The sequence below is a fragment of the Candidatus Krumholzibacteriia bacterium genome (assembly GCA_029865265.1).
Lineage (GTDB): Bacteria > Krumholzibacteriota > Krumholzibacteriia > WVZY01 > JAKEHA01 > JAKEHA01.
The window spans coordinates 11,697-27,208 of the sequence record JAOUHG010000040.1 but is presented as its reverse complement, the minus strand read 5'-3'; the positions used below and the strand labels follow the sequence as shown (position 1 = coordinate 27,208).

Annotated in this window: 11 protein-coding genes; all 11 read left to right on the top strand. The window is 67.5% G+C overall.

The window, feature by feature from the left end:
• Positions 1-359 (top strand): hypothetical protein (locus tag OEX18_13755; protein ID MDH4338332.1); only part of this gene is annotated, 359 nt, incomplete at its 5' end.
• A 26-nt stretch (positions 360-385) separates the two neighbouring features.
• Positions 386-2,314, top strand: a complete 1,929-nt coding sequence (locus OEX18_13750) for a 2-oxoacid:acceptor oxidoreductase subunit alpha (GenBank protein MDH4338331.1) — start codon at positions 386-388, stop codon at positions 2,312-2,314.
• A 4-nt stretch (positions 2,315-2,318) separates the two neighbouring features.
• Positions 2,319-3,320, top strand: coding sequence for a thiamine pyrophosphate-dependent enzyme (locus OEX18_13745; protein ID MDH4338330.1), 1,002 nt, complete (start codon positions 2,319-2,321; stop codon positions 3,318-3,320).
• The gene (locus tag OEX18_13740; GenBank protein MDH4338329.1) at positions 3,307-5,802 is read left to right on the top strand and encodes a ferredoxin; all 2,496 of its coding nucleotides are present in this window, start codon (positions 3,307-3,309) and stop codon (positions 5,800-5,802) included. The genes OEX18_13745 and OEX18_13740 overlap by 14 nt, the downstream gene beginning before the upstream one ends.
• 10 nt (positions 5,803-5,812) lie before the next feature.
• The gene (locus OEX18_13735) at positions 5,813-6,673 is read left to right on the top strand and encodes a 4Fe-4S binding protein (protein MDH4338328.1); all 861 of its coding nucleotides are present in this window, start codon (positions 5,813-5,815) and stop codon (positions 6,671-6,673) included.
• On the top strand, positions 6,642-11,186 hold the full coding sequence (locus tag OEX18_13730) for a 2-oxoacid:acceptor oxidoreductase family protein (protein ID MDH4338327.1): 4,545 nt from the start codon (positions 6,642-6,644) through the stop codon (positions 11,184-11,186). The genes OEX18_13735 and OEX18_13730 overlap by 32 nt, the downstream gene beginning before the upstream one ends.
• Complete coding sequence (gene rsxC / locus OEX18_13725) at positions 11,183-12,580, top strand: electron transport complex subunit RsxC (protein MDH4338326.1); 1,398 nt, start codon at positions 11,183-11,185, stop codon at positions 12,578-12,580. The genes OEX18_13730 and rsxC overlap by 4 nt, the downstream gene beginning before the upstream one ends.
• Entirely contained in the window at positions 12,580-13,605 is a 1,026-nt protein-coding gene (locus OEX18_13720; protein MDH4338325.1) for an RnfABCDGE type electron transport complex subunit D, read from the top strand. Before rsxC ends, OEX18_13720 begins: the two co-directional genes overlap by 1 nt.
• Positions 13,595-14,308, top strand: coding sequence for an FMN-binding protein (locus OEX18_13715; GenBank protein ID MDH4338324.1), 714 nt, complete (start codon positions 13,595-13,597; stop codon positions 14,306-14,308). Before OEX18_13720 ends, OEX18_13715 begins: the two co-directional genes overlap by 11 nt.
• Entirely contained in the window at positions 14,301-14,933 is a 633-nt protein-coding gene (locus tag OEX18_13710) for an electron transport complex subunit E (GenBank protein MDH4338323.1), read from the top strand. Before OEX18_13715 ends, OEX18_13710 begins: the two co-directional genes overlap by 8 nt.
• Positions 14,930-15,511 carry an RnfABCDGE type electron transport complex subunit A gene (locus OEX18_13705; GenBank protein MDH4338322.1) on the top strand — a complete coding sequence of 194 codons (582 nt, stop codon included), beginning with the start codon at positions 14,930-14,932 and terminating at the stop codon, positions 15,509-15,511. Before OEX18_13710 ends, OEX18_13705 begins: the two co-directional genes overlap by 4 nt.
• Position 15,512: the final 1 nt, after the last annotated feature.

Genomic DNA, 15,512 nt, shown 5'->3' with positions numbered 1-15,512 from the left:
TCACCAAGAACGTCGACAAGCTGGAGCGCTTCGGACTCGTGGTGCGAACGCCGTCGGAGGGGGATCGCCGGGCGATCCTGCTGGCTCCCAGCCAGAAGGGACGGCGGCTGGTGCAGAAGTACGAAGAGCTCAAGACGGCCCGGTTGATTCCGGTGCTGTCGGGTTTCGGCGAGGAAGAGCTCGAGCAGTTCGCCAGCATGCTCGAGCGGGTTGCGGTCGCGTTGTTGAGGCAGGAAGAGACGCCACGCGGATTCTGTATGCGCTGCGCGGCCTACATTGAAACGGGATGTCCAGTCGGGCACGTGCGCGGAGCATGCCCGTACGATTTTGTCCGTCACCCGGTGGCGGAAACTGAGTAGAAACGACGACAGAGGAGATAGCAGAAATGGCGAACGAGCGAAACACGATCAAAGAAGCGACCGGCGCGGATCCGGAAGGTTCCCCGTCGCGGAACGGCAGGAAGCCGCTCCGGTGCAGCGAGCACATCATCGAGATCCTGTCGGACTCCGGTGAGGGCGCACAGACGGCGGGGCAGATGTTCGGCACCGTTTCCGCCAAGATGGGCAACAGCGTGTGGACGGTGGAGATCATCCCCGCGGAAATCGAACCGCCCGCGCGCAGCGCACCCGGCGCCAGCGGCAACCGCATCCGCATCGGGTCCTTTCCCATCACCAACGCGGGGGACGAGGCCGACCTCGTGATCGGTTTCAACGAGCAGGCACTCATGGGCGGCATGTCCGGCGGCAAATTCAAGCCCGGATGTCCCATCCTCCTGGAAAGCATGTGGCGCACGCACGCGGACCCCAACATCCGCAACACGTACGTGGATGTGCACGACCGCTTCGTGGCGGAAGGCTACCGCGTCATCGAGGTTCCCATGGAAGCGGAGTGCAAGAAGCTCGTCGACAATCCCCAGCGTGGCAAGAACATGTTCGTCGTCGGTCTGCTCTGCAGCATCTACTCGCGCGACAAGGAACTGGTCTATGAAGAGATCCGGCAGAAGTTCCGCAAGAAGGGCGAGAAGGTCATCAAGCCCAACGTCGAGCTCTTCGACGCGGGATACCGCTGGGCGGATGAGAACCTCGACATCTGCTTCGACATCCCGTTGATCGGGCTCACTGAGCCCCAGGTGGTCATCAACGGCAATACCGCGGTGGCGCTCGGTGTGCTGGCCGCGGGCATGGAAGTGTGTGCGATGTACCCCATCACCCCGGCCACCTCCGCCTCGCACTACCTCAGCGAAATCTTCGAGAAGGTGGGCGGGGTGGTTCACCAGGCGGAAGATGAGATCGCCGCGTGCGCGTTCGCACTGGGCGCGTCGTACGCCGGCAAGTGCGCCGTCACCATCACCTCGGGCCCGGGCATGGCGCTGAAGACCGAGCTGATGGGGCTCTCCGTCATGGCCGAGATACCGCTGGTGCTGGTGAACGTCCAGCGCGGCGGACCGGCAACGGGGCTCCCTACCAAGGTGGAGCAGGGCGACCTGCTGGCGGCGATGTTCGGCTCCCCGGGCGACGCGCCCAAGATCGTGATGGCGCCGGCCACCATCGAGGACTGCTTCTACTCCATGATCACCGCGCGCAAGATCGCCGAGACGTTCCGCACGCTGGTGGTGGTGCTCACCGACGCCAACCTGGCCACCGGGCAGGCGGGATTCCCGCGGCCGGAGTTCAAGAAGGAGTGGCTGGCGGCACCCATCGACCAGACCCCGATCCCGCGCGACGGCAAACCCTACGATTGGGACGACAGCACCGGGTTATCACAGCGCTTCATCCCCGGCCAGCCCGGCGGCATGTATACGCTCACCGGACTCGCGCACACGCGCGATGGCCGCGTGGCGTACGGCGCGGGCATCAACCAGGAGGGCTGCCGCTCGCGCAGCCTCAAGCTGGCGGCTTTCCAGAAGACGCTCAAGGCCCCGAAGGTCTTCGGCGACGACGGCGGGGACCTGCTCGTCGTGGGCTGGGGCAGCACCAAGGGCGCCATCGAAGAGGCGGTTGCACGCTGCCGCGAAGACGGCATGAGCGTATCGTCTCTTCACATCAAGTACCTGCAGCCCATGGCGTCCGGGATCCGCGAGATCCTGCAGAAGTTCAACCGCGTGATGACGGTGGAGATCAACTACTCGGACAGCATGGAAGACGAGCTCATCAACGAAGACAACCGCCGGTACGCCAACCTCGCGTGGCTGCTGCGGGCCCGCTACCTGGTCGACGTCGACTGCTGGTCGAACGTTCACGGCCAGCCGATACGGCCCGGAGATATCGAAGCCATGATTCGGGGCCGGATGACCACCGCCACAAGGAGAGGATAGGACCATGTTCGGACTCACCAACGAATGCGTACTGGGCGTCGAAGAAGAATACCGCTCCATGGAGGACTACCAGGGACGGCCCGTCCGCTGGTGTCCGGGCTGCGGTGACAACGGCATCCTCACCGCGGTCCAGCGGCTGTGCCGCGACGAGCAGCTGCCCCCGGAGAAGACAGTGTTTGTGTCCGGGATCGGCTGCGCCGCCCGCTTTCCTCACTACATGAACACCTTCGGCTACCACGGCCTGCACGGCCGCGCGTTGCCCACCGCGGAGGGCGTGAAGATCCGCCGTCCGGATTTGCACGTGTTCGTGAACATGGGTGATGGCGACTGCTGCAGCATCGGCACTGCGCACTGGATCCACGCGATCCGCCGCAACATGAAGATGGTGGTCATGCTGCACGACAACAACGTGTATGGCCTCACCAAGATGCAGGTGTCGCCGACCACCCCGACGGGGCAGCGCACCAACACCACGCCCCACGGCTCGCCGCTGCGCCCGCTCAACCCGCTCACGGTGACACTGGGCATCACCAATGCGTCATTCGTGGCACAGGTTGTGGAGTGGATGCCGGAGTTGCTCTACGACATCATCCGCCAGGCCTATCACCACGACGGACTGTCCTTTATCCGCATCCTGCAGCGTTGCCCGCACTTCATGCCCAACAACTTCCAGTCGCTCCTGAGCGACCCGAAGAACGCTCTGATGCTGCGCCACAAGAACGGCATGCAGATGAGCGACGCCATGGCCAAGCTCTACCCGACCCACGAGGAGCACGACCCGTCCAACATCAACCGCGCACGGGAACTCGCGGACCGCGAGGACAAGGTTCCAGTGGGCATCCTGTACCGCAACCCCGCCATCCAGCGCTACGACTCGGAACAAAGGCCGCAACGCATGCCGTCGTGGGAGCAAAACAAGTCCGTGCTCGAAGAGCTCTTCGACAAGCACGGCATCTTCCCCAATGGCAACGGGAGAAAGAAAGGAAACGGGAATGGAGCGCGTTGAGCGCGGCGAGGACGCCGAAGTCGAGAACGGCGCACTGAAGGATCTCGCGCAGGACAGCACCGTGGGACGGACCTTCTGGGCCCCGCCCGCGGAAAGCGACCTGCCCGCGGAACCCGCCGCAGACGGCAAACAACCAGCGCCGGCAGACGCCAACCGCGTTCTGCAGGAACTGCGCGGGTTTCATATCCACGGCACGCGGCCCGAAGGCGCGGGCGAAGCCGGGGCGGCGGCGGCACTCCCGGCCCTGCTCCACCCCTACCGCGATCTCTCCAGGATACGGCACGAGTTCCCCATCCTGCTGGACGGCACCGGGGGCGGCACCGCCGTGCGTCCGCTCATGGACGTGATCGACGAGGTGATCGGTGCGGCGGCCGAGCCCGGCGACGCCGGGCAGCCGCTGCGGCACGCCGTTCTGCGGCTGGAAGCGGTCATGCGTTCCCTGGTGGACAATCACGACGGCGACCGCCTGTCGCTGGTATGGGATCGCGCCGCCGCGACGCTGTTCGAGACCACCCGCCTCCCCGACGACAAGGCGGCGGCGGTGCGAGACGCCATTGGGCTCGCCCGCAAGAAGCTGGCCGCGGACGGCGAACTGATCTCGTGCGGTCCCGAGGCCCCCGCGCGCATCTTTGCGGCGTGCGCGGCGACCTTCTGGAACGAGCGCTGCGCGCCGTGGCGGGGGCAACTCGACACGCTCATCCGCCAGATGGACAACATCCTCGTGGCCGACTTCGACCACTCCGAAGCCGCCATGAAACCCGAACACCTGCGCGAGACGCTCGGCAGCGACGACATGGACATGCAGGCAATGTCCTCCCTGCTCCGCTCCGCGCCCCACGGCACCGGGCTGCCCGAACAGCGCCGCAACCGTGTTCGCGACACCATCGGCATCCTGAAGGCGATGCAGCCCATCTTCAGCACCAGCGCGAAGAGCCGTGCGCGTGCGCCCATACGCTGCGACGCCGTGCTCGACGACATGGGCAAGGCGCGGGAGGAATACGCCCGCCGCATGGAGGCCATGACGGCGTTCTGCAAGGCGGTGCGTATCGCCCGCCTCGAGATTCAGAACCAGTATCGCGACGCCGTCCACGACGCGTACTTCAGCCGCTTTGGTGAGCGTCACCTCACCCCGGACGAACTCTCCCTGGTTCCGCCCGTGTACGTGCGCATCGACGACGAAGCGCTCGCTCGCGCCGGGGCCGGTGAGTTGCTGGGGACGCTCAACTCCGGGGCGGCCATCAAGGTACTGCTCGAAGTGCGGGAGCTCTACCGCGTCCGCGACGACGCACCCCAGGCCCCCGTGACGGTCGGTTGGCCGGTGCGCCTGGCCGGGATGGCGCTGGGGCTCAACAACGCCTACGTCGCCCAGGTGCCCGCGTCGCGTGCCGTCCTGCTGCGCGAACGCATGCTCGAGGGTTTGCGCGTGACGGGGCCGGCGCTGTTCTGCGTCGGCGTGCCGGGCCGGCAGGAGCACGGCATCGCAACCTACCTCGGTGCGGCTGCGGCCACGGAATCGCGCTTGCTGCCGATCGCGGCCTTCGATCCATCGCGGGGCGACACGCTGGCGGCGCGCGTCGATATCGGGGACAACCCGCAGAACGAACGCGTGTGGCCGGTAGATCGCTTCGCGTTCCGCGACCGCGCCGGGAAGGAGACCACCGTCGACCTGGCCTTCACGCCGGCGGATCTTCTCTTCGGAGACCCGCGCCTGGCCGGACACTTCTGGTCCGCGCCGCCCGCCTGGTGGCACGACGCCATGCTGCCGCTGCACGAGATGCTGGAGTTGCCGGTCAACGAGGCTGCCGGGCGCATTCCCTACATTCTCACCGTGGACCGCGACAACCGCGTGGGACGCGCGGTGGTATCGCGCGCCGTGGTCGAGTTCTCGCGGGGATGCCGTTCCTACTGGACGGGTCTGCGCGAGACGGGTGGCGTGGAGAACTCGTTTGCCACCCGTGAGCTGGCGGCGGAACGCAAACGGCTCTCGGCGGAGAAGGAGGCCGAGGTTGCGGAAATCGAGAAGAACTACGTCTCCCAGCTGGAACAGGACGTGGGCGACCTGACCCGCGAGATCGTGCAACGTATCGCCTCGCAGTTGATGGGCGCCGAGGGTGCGCCGCTCGCGGTACCCATGCCGGCGTCACCACCCGCCCCGCGCGAAAGGGCGCCCGCCGCGCCGGCGCAGGAGCAGCCCGCTCCGGCGGCCGCCCCCGAGGAAGACGAGTCGGTCGTCATCGACGACGCCTACATCGACACACCGCTGTGCACGAGCTGCAACGAATGCACCCAGCTCAACCCCCGGATCTTCGCCTACAACGGCAACAAGCAGGCGGAGATCAAAGACGCCAGCGCGGGTCCGTTCAGCGACATCGTGACCGCGGCCGAGCTCTGCCCCGTTCATATCATCCACCCCGGCAAGCCGCTGAACCCGGACGAACCGGGCGTGGACGAGTGGATCAAGCGGGCGCAACGCTACAACTAGAGGGTGGCATTTGGATCAAACCGTTGCAGTTGGATTCCTTCTCGCACTGACGTGCTGTCTCGCCGTTGTGCTCGCCATCGCGAACGCGCGCCTGAAGGTGTGGGAAGACCCGCGCGTGGGCGCCGTGCAGGACATGCTGCCCAACAGCAACTGCGGTGCGTGCGGTCTGCCGGGGTGCCGTGCATTCGCGGAGAAGGTGGTTGAAGGCGCCGTGCAACCGGCCGGGTGCACGGTGGGTGGACCGCAGACCGCCGGCCGGATCGCCGACTACCTCGGCGTCGACGCCGGTGAGGCGGTGCGGCGCACCGCGCGACTCCTGTGCGCGGGCGGCGCCAACGTGGCCATCCAGATGGCCGAGTACCAGGGTCATCCCTCCTGCCGCGCCGCTTCCGCGGTTGGCGGCGGGGGCAAGGGGTGCCGCTACGGATGCCTCGGCTATGGCGACTGCGAAGACGTCTGCGACTTTGACGCCATCGTCATGAGCCCCACCGGGCTGCCCATCATCGACGCGGAGAAGTGCACCGCGTGCGGCGATTGCATCGACATCTGTCCCAAGCACGTGCTCGAGCTCTATCCGGTGGAACAGCGTCTCATCGTGCAGTGCAAGTCCGAGCTGGAAGGCGACGAGATCCTGGACCTCTGCCGCGTCGCCTGCACCGGCTGCGCGCGTTGCGTGGCCGACGCCCCCGAGGGCCTGCTGAAGATGCACAACAACATCCCCGTGGTGAACCGCGACCTCATCGGTGTCCAGACGGAAGCGGCCATCCGCCGCTGCCCCACGGGCGCAATCGCCTGGCTGGAGGACACGCGGTTCCAGAACGGTATTGGAGAGAAAAGCGATGCGGTTTCGAAAGTCCAAAGAAGCGGGTAACCCGGTTCCGTTTCCCGGGCGCGCGGAGGTCCTCGACGGCTATTCCGCCCTGCTCGAGGCGGAGCGCGCGGCGGGCGAGGTATTCATCGTGGCGCCCGAGCACCGCGCGGCCGGCTTCCCGGTGCCTGCGGCGCGGCCGACCTTCGTGGACGCGGGCGCGGAGCCGCCCGCGCAGACGGAACCTCTGCGCACGGAAGAAGCCCCCGCGGGTCACGACATCCCCGCCATGCTCGCGGGTTATGCGCTGCGCGGTGTTCGTGCCGGCGCGCTCGTCACCGCGTCCGAAGACCTTCCCGCCGCGCTCACCGCAGCCGCCGGCCGCCGGCTTCCCTTCCTGCTCCACCTCTCCGGCCGCGCGCGGGCCCGTCAGGCCGGATCCACCCGGGGCGCGCACGACGGCTATCATGCCCTCGCCGAGAGCGGTGCGCTGCTGATGTTCGCGCGCAACGCGCAGGAGGTCGCCGACTACGCGTTCATCGCGCGCCGGGTGTCGGAACGCGCGCTGACGCCCGCGGTGTGCGCACAGGATCGCTACGCCACCAGCCACGCCGTGTGTAACGTCGAGGTGTCGGGCGCCGACCTGGCGCAAACCTACCTCGGCCAAGCCTCGGACACCATTCCGGGCCCAACCGATGCGCAGCGCCTCGTGTTCGGCGACACGCGCCGCCGCATTCCCATGCTGCTGGACACGGATCGGCCGGCCGGCATCGGCGGTGTACAGGAAACGGAGAGCTATTTCCGCGCCACCGCCGCCGGGCACGTCTATTTCTCGGACGACCTCGCCGCCATGGTGGACGACGCCATGCAGGAGTTCGGCGTGCTCACCGGCCGCGCCTACCAGCGCGCCGTCGCCTACCGGATGGAGGACGCGGACTACGTGATCGTGGCCCAGGGGGCGCTGATCGACGAGCTGGTTCCCGTGGTCGATTTCCTGCGTACCGAGCGGAAGATCAAGGCCGGCCTGGTCAATATTGCGGTGCTGCGACCGTTCCCGGGCGCCGCGATCAGCCGGCTTCTGGCCGGGAGGAAGGCGGTTACCGTGCTCGAGCGCACGGACTCGCCGCTTTCCGACGACCCGCCGCTCATACGCGACCTGCGCACCGCCGTCGACCGGGCCGCCGAGAACGGTGCCGCGCGCAACGGCAAACCCGTCCATCCGGACTTCGCCACCTACCGCCACGGCGAGCGCCCCTCCCTGCTCTCCGGTGTGTACGGGGTCGGCACCTCGCTCCCGTCGTTTGCGCAACTCGTGGCGGCTTTCGAGAACATGACGCGAGACGCCGCCCTGCGGCAATTCTACCTGGGTGCGGGCTTCGACGTGGAAACGCGGCGCTTCCCGCACCTGCAGGCGCTGCGCCAGCGGCTGGACCGCGAGTATCCACGTGCGGCGGAGGCATCGCTGGATGCGCCCCCCGCCGCACCCGACCCGCGTCGCAACGACGGGTCGCTGCTCATCGCGTCATACGCCGCGCAGGGCGCGCTGCCGGCCGGCAATCTCTTTGCCGCTGCACTCGCCGCCGCCACCGGCTGGAGCGTGCACACATATCCCGATGGCGGACTCGAACGCAGCCTGCAACCGGTGCGTCTGGCGGTTTCCTTCCAGCGCAAGGCCGGCGCGGCGTGCACGCGGCCCATTCTCGCGGACGCCGTGCTCGTCTCCGGTGAACAACTCATCGAGACCGTGGCGGCGGGCGGGTTGCTCCGCCGCGAAGGCACGCTCATCGCTGGCTCGGTGCAGGCGCCGGAGGCGTTGTGGCGCAGGCTGTCCAAGCGCGCCGCGGACTGGGTGAGCGCGCGGGAGATTCCCTTCCATGTGCTCGATGCGCGCCGCGTCGCTGCCGAGACCGCGCTGCACCCGTCGTTCGTGGACCAGTTGTCCATCTGGGCGCTGCTGGGTGCGTACGCGCGCATTCATCTGGCCCTGTCGGCGGAGCAGTTCGCACGCCTGGAGCAGGCACTCCGCGCCCGCCTGCGTACCGAGCCCGGCATGGACGAAACACTGGTGGAGGAAGTCGTACAGACCTTCCGGCGCGGCTCCGCCGAATGCACCCCGGTTGCGTGGACGGAATGGGCCGATGTTCCCCACCCGGTGGGTGAACCGGAAACACCCTGGACGGTGCGCGAAACGGAAGCGCACGACAACACGGTGTTCGACGCCGCGCGCTTCTGGCATTCGGTGGGCTACCTGTACGATCGCGGCCAGGTGGCGTCGACCCTGGCGGACCCGTATCTCGCCACCGGCATCCTTCCCGCGCGCAGCAGCGCGTTCCGCGACATGACCTCCCACCGGCTGCAGCTGCCATCGTGGCTCGCGGAAAACTGCACCGGCTGTGGGGCGTGCTGGGCGCAGTGCCCCGAAAGTGCGCTGCCGGTGACGGCGCGCACGCTGCCGGAACTGGTGGCTGCGGCAATCGAAGCGTGCGAACGCAGTGGCGGTCCCTTCGTTCAGATCAAACGGCTCGCCGACAACCTCGCCAGGTTTGCCACGCGCACGGTCGCCAACAAGGGCCCGCAGCCCTGGACGTCGCTCTCGGCCATTCTCACCGACGCGTTCGCGCGCCTGGTGGACAAGGCCGGTCTCGACGGCGACAGGCTCATCGCCGCGCGCGCCGAGTTCGAACGCCTGTGCGCAGCGGTCGAGGACTTCCCGGTGGCCGCCACCGAGACGTTCTTTGAGGCCCCCGGGGACGCCGGACGCCTGCTCTCCATTACCATCAACCCGATGGCGTGCAACGCGTGCGGCATCTGTGTCGCCGAGTGCGCCGAGGGAGCCCTGGAGTGGGTGGCACAGACGCCCGAGCGGGTGGCGGCCGCGCACCGCAACTGGAACTTCCTGATGCAACTTCCACCGGCACGCCCGGAGACGATTGCGGCCCTGGTTACGGACGGGGACCCCGCCAGCAACGTCAACCGGCTCCTCGACGGCGCGGTGTATCACTCGCTCATCGGCGGCGACGGATCGGTACCGGGCAACGGCGCGCGCACGGCGGTCCACCTGGTGACCGCGGCCATCGAATCGGTCATGCGGCCGCGTTTCAACGCGCACGCGGAATACCTCGCCTCGCTGGTGTCGAAGATCGAGGACGTCATCCAGGGGCGGATCCAGTCGGGCTTTCGCGTCAACGACTTCGAGGAGTTCTCGCGGCGCCTGCAGCGCCTCGACCGCACCGAGATCACACCGGCGGCCCTGATGGGGGTGATGGGGGACGACGGCAAGACCATAGATGCCGCGCGCCTCACACGACTGACGCAGATGCTGCGCGACGTCAAGGAACTGCAACAGCGCTATCAGGCCGGCCGTGCGCGCTTCGTCATGACCATCGACCCTGACGCGGACGGCTTCTGGAGCGGAACCTACCCGCTCAACCCGCACCCGCAGCCGTGGGCGGCGCAGCAGCCAGGCGACGCGGTGGCCATGGCGGTGGCGGTGAGCGAGGCACTCGCGCGCCAGACGGCCGCCGAGCTGTCGCTCTGCCGCCGCGCGGAAGCGGAACTCGACGACGCCCCGGCGGAGCCGGCCGTGTCCGGCTGGGAGGACCTGACGGACGCCGAGCGCGCGCTTGTTCCACGGGTACTGGTACTGGCGCGGCCCGGAACGGCAACCGTGGAAGACATGTGGGGTGTGCTGACGCGCCCGTTGCCCATCACCATCGCCGTGCTGGACGGGGAAGGAATCACCGGCGCCCTCGCCAACGGCACGGGTGAGCGCCGGGACACGGTGTCGCTCGCGCTGGCGCGCGACGGTCACGCGGTCTGCCAGGGTTCCATCGGTGCGCCGGGCCATCTGATGCAGAGCGTGATGGAGTCGCTTACCGAGCACGGCCCCGCGCTCCTGCACGTATACGCTCCGGACCCGGTGACGAGCGGTATCGCTCCGGAACACATCGCCGCGCTGGCGCGCCTGGCGGTGGAAACACGCGCGGTGCCCGTGTATGCCGCGCGTAAGAAGTCGATTTCGCTCCACGGCAATCCGGATCCGGACCGCGAATGGTCCCCCGGAACACTGGAAATCTCCGAGCCTTCCGGCACCAACTACATCCTGAGTGTCACGCGCACCGTGGCCGACTGGGCGGTCATGCAGGCGCGCTTCCGCCGGCACTTCCGCGTGGTATCCAAAGGACACCGCAGCGACAGGACCAGGCACCTGGCCGCGTACCTTGCGCTCGATGCGCGCGGGCGCGAAGGCATCCAGCCCTACATCGATGTTCGCGACAAGAACGGCGGCCACGCCATTGCCCTGGTCTCGCGGGAGATGACCGCGGTGGTGGAACGGGCCGCGAAGCGTTGGAACGATCTGCGCGGCGCCACACCCGCGGCGCAGGAGCCCCGCGCCACCCGGGAAACGCCCGTTGCGGCGGCAACCACACCGGCACCCGCGCCGGTCGACGCGCTCCGCGCACTCACCGAGAACCTGCTGCGCCTGAGCGGCTATGAGAGCGACGATCCGTTCTTCAAGCGGTCGCTGCGCGAATTCGTGGCCCACGAGCGCGGCACCAACGGAGACGCGGAATGATCGAGCGCCTGCCCACCACCAGGTCGTTCCGCCACGGCGTTCACCCGGGGACATTCAAGGAGCAGACCGCCGATCGCCTGATCGAGCGCATGCCCTTCCCCGACGAAGTGGTGCTGCACCTGCGCCAGCACCTGGGCGCGCCCTCGAAACCGGTGGTGGCACCCGGCGAGCGCGTGTTCCGCGGGCAGTTGATCGCCGAGGCGGCGGGCTTCGTTTCCGTGCCGCTGCACGCCTCCGCCACCGGGCGCGTCAAGGCCATCGAGAAGCGCCGCCACCCCGCCGGGAACATGAGCGAGGCCATCGTGATCGAGGTCGATCGCAACTCGCCGCAGGCGCTGTACGAAGACGCCCCCCACGACTGGGAAAGCCCCACGCGCGAGGACCTGGTGAAGATGATCCAGTCGGGCGGCTTCGTGGGGCTGGGCGGCGCCGCCTTCCCCACCCACGTGAAACTGTCGGTACCGGAGGGAAAGCGCGTCGAGTGGGTGCTGATCAACGGCGCGGAATGCGAACCGTACCTGACCACCGACCACCGCCTCATGCTGGAGTCCGCGGATTCCATCATCCTCGGCATCCGCGTCACCATGAAGGCGCTGGGTGCGCACCGGGCGTACTTCGGCATCGAGAACAACAAGATGGACGCCATTCGCGGGCTGCGCGACAAGATCCCCGCGGACCTGCACTGCGAAATCGTCCCCCTGGAAACCAAGTACCCGCAGGGTGCGGAGAAGATGCTCATATCCGCGGTGCTCAAGCGCGAGGTGCCCAGCGGGCGGCTGCCCATCGACGTGCAGGTGGTGGTGAACAACGTGGGCACGGTGGCCGCCATGGGCGACTACTTCGGCTTCGGACAACCGCTCATCGAGCGCGTCGTCACCGTAAGCGGGCCCGGGGTGCACAATCCCTCCACGCTGCTGATTCCGCTGGGCACCCGACTCTCCGACGTGCTCGCGTACTGCGGCGGCGTCAGCCGGGACACGAACCAGATTCTCTTTGGCGGTCCCATGATGGGCAGCGCGCAGTACCACATGGACGTCCCCGTGCTCAAGGGCACGTCGGGCATCGTCTGCCTGACCCACGCGGAGGCGGCGGCGCGGCACGAGTACGCATGCATCCGCTGTTCGAGCTGCCTGGACGCATGCCCGGTGTTTCTCAATCCGAGCCTGCTCGGCCAGCTGGCCCGCTCGGGCCAGTACGAGGGCATGCGCAAGCTGCACCTGCTGGACTGCATGGAGTGCGGCTCGTGCTCGTACGTGTGCCCCTCCAACATCCCGCTGGTGCAGCGCTTCCGCGTGGCCAAGGCGCTGCTGCGCGAAGAAGACGCGCGCCGCCAGGCGAAGGAACGCGAAGAGGCGGCCGCGAAGAAGGCGGAAGCGGCGAAGGCGGCGCTGTGATGTCCAGCAACGCACCCCACCTCATCCTGGCCACATCGCCCTTCCTCAAGCGGCCGGTCGACACGCCCATGATCATGCGGCACGTGATCTACAGCCTGGTGCCGGCCATGCTCGCCGCCGCGTGGTACTTCGGCCTGAGCGCCATCATGATCATCGTGGCCACCGTGGCCGGCGCCATGCTCACCGAGTGGTTCTTCAAGGGGCGGCGCCCGTTTCGCGACAGCACCGTGGCCGATGGCAGCGCGGCCGTCACCGGTGTGCTGCTCGCACTCACCCTGCCGCCGTCGATTCCGCTGTGGATGGCATTTCTGGGCGGGGCGATTGCCATCGTTTTCGGCAAGCTCATCTTCGGGGGGCTCGGGCACAACATCTTCAACCCGTCGCTGGTGGGGCGCGCGTTCCTGCAGGCGAGTTTCCCGGTGGCACTCACCACATGGACCGCGCAGCGCGGCGCGGGCGGGATGTTCGGCCTGCAGGGCGGAAACCTCGCGCTCCCGCTGCTGCGCCCGGACATCGATGCCATCACCACCGCCACGCCGCTGGCGCGCATGAAGTTCGAGGCCACCGCGACACCGCTCGGCGACCTGCTCACCGGCGCCACCGCCGGCTCCGTCGGAGAAACGTCCGCCATCCTGCTGCTGGTTGGCGGTGCGTACCTGGCCTACCGGAAGTTCCTCAACTGGCGCATCCCGCTGGCCATCTTCGTTGGCGTCTACGCGGTGGCCACGCTGTTGCACCTGCTCGACGGCACCCGCCCCGACGGGCTGTTTCACCTGATGTCCGGCGGTCTGATGCTGGGCGCGCTGTTCATGGCCACCGACCCGGTCACCTCGCCGGTGACACCGCTGGGCATGTGGGTGTTTGGCGCCGGCACCGGCGCGCTGGTCGTGGTGATCCGGCAGTTCAGCGGACTGCCCGAGGGCGTCATGTACGCCATTCTGCTCATGAACGGGCTGACACCGCTCATCGACCGCGTCACACAGCCGCGCACCTACGGAACGCGGAGGCACGCGCATGGCGCATGAAGCAACCGCGCATACGGGTTCCGCTCCCGCGGCACCGGTTCCCGCTGCGGGCACCAGCGGCACGAAGATGATCATGACCATGGGCACGCTGGGGCTGGTGTGCGCGGTTCTCATCGTGGCGGCGTTCCAGCTCACCCAGCCCGCCATCGAGCGCAACAAGGCGGCGGCGCTCGAACGCGCCGTGTTCGACGTCATCCCCGGCGCCACCAGCAAGGTGGTGTTCGCGGAGAAGGATGGCCGGCTGGTGCCGGAGAGCGAAGCGCCGGGCGCGCTGCGGTACTTTGCGGGCTACGACGACAACCAGCGCCTGGTGGGTGTGGCGGTGGAGGCCAGCGGCCAGGGGTTCGCCGACCTGGTGAAAGTGATCTTCGGTTACGCGCCCGACCGGGGTGCCATCGTGGGCATGAAGGTGCTGGAGAGCCACGAAACACCGGGCCTCGGCACCAAGATCGAGACTGACGCCGCGTTCCGCGCCAATTTCGAAGCACTCGAGGTGAAGCTGCGAGCGTCGGGAAACGACATCGAAAACCCCATCGTGCTGGTAAAGCCGGGCAAGAAGACGAACCCGTGGGAGATCGAGGCCATCACCGGCGCCACCATTTCCTCCACGGCGGTAACCAACATCCTGCACAACAGCACCGCGAGGACCGTACCCGTGATCATGAACAGTCTGCAGACACTGGAGGCGAACGGTCATGAGTGACCACAAGGTGCCGGCCACGCAAGCACCGTCCGCGGAAACCTTCCTCAAGGGTCTGTGGAAGGAGAATCCGGTGTTCGTGATGCTGCTCGGCATGTGTCCGACGCTGGCCGTTACCAACTCGGTCATCAACGGTCTCGCGATGGGGCTGGCCACCACGTTCGTGCTCGTCATGTCGAGCACAATCGTGTCGCTGGCGCGCCGTTTCATCCCCGGCGAGATCCGCATCGCCTCGTTCATCCTCATCATCGCCACCTTCGTGACCGTGGTCGATTACGTCATTCAGGCGGTCAGCCTCGACATCTACCGCGCACTGGGCGCGTTCATATCGCTCATCGTGGTCAACTGCATCATCCTGGGACGGGCGGAGGCGTTTGCCTCCAAGAACCCGGTGCGCCACTCGGTGCTGGACGCTACCGGCATGGGGCTCGGGTTCACCATCGCGTGCTTCTCGCTGGGTGCGGTGCGCGAACTGCTGGGCAACGGCACCTTCGCCGGCATCCCGGTGCTGGGCAGCGCGTTCGAGCCCTGGACCATCATGGCGCTGCCTGGCGGCGCATTCTTCGTGCTGGGCGGCTGGCTGCTGCTGTTCAGCTGGCTGCGGGAACGAAAGGCGGCGCCGGCATGAACACCGCCAGTCCACTGCAAATATTCATCGACGCGTGTCTCATCAACAACTTCGTGCTGAGCATGTTCCTTGGCATCTGCCCGTTCCTGGGCGTGTCGTCCAAGACCGATACCGCGGTGCGCATGGGGCTGGCGGTGATCTTCGTGATGCTGGTGAGCTCGCTGTGCGCGTTCGGCATCCACAAGGCGCTCATCGCCATCGACGCGCCATATCTCCACCTGATTTCGTACATCGTCGTGATCGCTTCGGCGGTTCAGTTGGTGGAGATGTTCATCAAGAAATTCAGCCCGGCGCTGTTCCGCGCGCTCGGCATTTTTCTGCCGCTCATCACCACCAACTGCGCGGTGCTGGGCGTGGCGTTGTTCCAGACCAGCCGCGAGTACCACTTCGTGCAGGCGGTCTTCTTCGCGCTGGGCGCGGGGGTCGGTTTCACGCTGGCGCTGCTCATCATGTCCGGCATCCGCGAGCGGCTGGAACTGGCGGACGTGTCGTCGGTGGTCAAGGGTGCGGCACTCACCCTGATGATCGCGGGCGTGCTCTCCATGGGATTCATGGGATTCGCAGGGATGGGGCGATAGG

Bases quoted from the DNA above. Each gene is read 5' to 3' on its own strand.
- OEX18_13750 (MDH4338331.1), top strand. From the start codon at position 386: ATGGCGAACGAGCGAAACACGATCAAAGAAGCGACCGGCGCGGATCCG.
- OEX18_13745 (MDH4338330.1), top strand. From the start codon at position 2,319: ATGTTCGGACTCACCAACGAATGCGTACTGGGCGTCGAAGAAGAATAC.
- OEX18_13740 (MDH4338329.1), top strand. From the start codon at position 3,307: ATGGAGCGCGTTGAGCGCGGCGAGGACGCCGAAGTCGAGAACGGCGCA.
- OEX18_13730 (MDH4338327.1), top strand. From the start codon at position 6,642: ATGCGGTTTCGAAAGTCCAAAGAAGCGGGTAACCCGGTTCCGTTTCCC.
- rsxC (MDH4338326.1), top strand. From the start codon at position 11,183: ATGATCGAGCGCCTGCCCACCACCAGGTCGTTCCGCCACGGCGTTCAC.
- OEX18_13720 (MDH4338325.1), top strand. From the start codon at position 12,580: ATGTCCAGCAACGCACCCCACCTCATCCTGGCCACATCGCCCTTCCTC.
- OEX18_13715 (MDH4338324.1), top strand. From the start codon at position 13,595: ATGGCGCATGAAGCAACCGCGCATACGGGTTCCGCTCCCGCGGCACCG.
- OEX18_13710 (MDH4338323.1), top strand. From the start codon at position 14,301: ATGAGTGACCACAAGGTGCCGGCCACGCAAGCACCGTCCGCGGAAACC.
- OEX18_13705 (MDH4338322.1), top strand. From the start codon at position 14,930: ATGAACACCGCCAGTCCACTGCAAATATTCATCGACGCGTGTCTCATC.